This is a genomic window from Pseudomonas sp. FA-1 (genome assembly GCF_056856075.1).
Genome location: NZ_JBWXTH010000040.1, coordinates 1 through 436 on the forward strand (window position 1 = coordinate 1; position 436 = coordinate 436).

The window sequence follows — 436 nt, forward strand, 5'->3', positions numbered from 1 at the left end:
GCTGGCCAAGGCCACCGGCCAGGCAGAAGGGCTGGTCGCCGAGGCTGCCAGGCAGGCAGCCCTGAAGAAGGATGTCGTAGACGCCTCGGCCCTGGCCAATTGGCAGGAGATCGCCGTGGTCCGGCAATGGGCCGACCTGGCGACAACGCTGGGCGTGCAGCCCAAGGCCCTGGCGGCGTTGCAGGTGTTCCCAGAGGCGTGGGCCGAGTGGCAAGCCCTGGCGGACAGTTTCGAGGCGGGGCTGAGCCCGTCGCAGGTCAAGCGGGCGCAGGCGGCCAGCGAGGAGCCGTTGAGCAAGGCGCTGGCCGGTGTGTTGGCCGCGCGCGCCAACCTGGGCGTGGAAACGCTGAACCAGCACCTGCTGCTCGACAGCCTGAACAGTGCCCAGGTGACGACCACGCGCATCGCCGAGGCGATGGCGGCGCTGCAACTGTTC

The 436-nt window shown here is 70.0% G+C and carries 1 protein-coding gene; it reads left to right on the forward strand.

All coding sequences use genetic code 11. The features are described from left to right. The coding region (locus tag AC1MHZ_RS23395; protein WP_482967014.1) for a hypothetical protein at positions 1-436 on the forward strand (436 nt) is incomplete at both ends.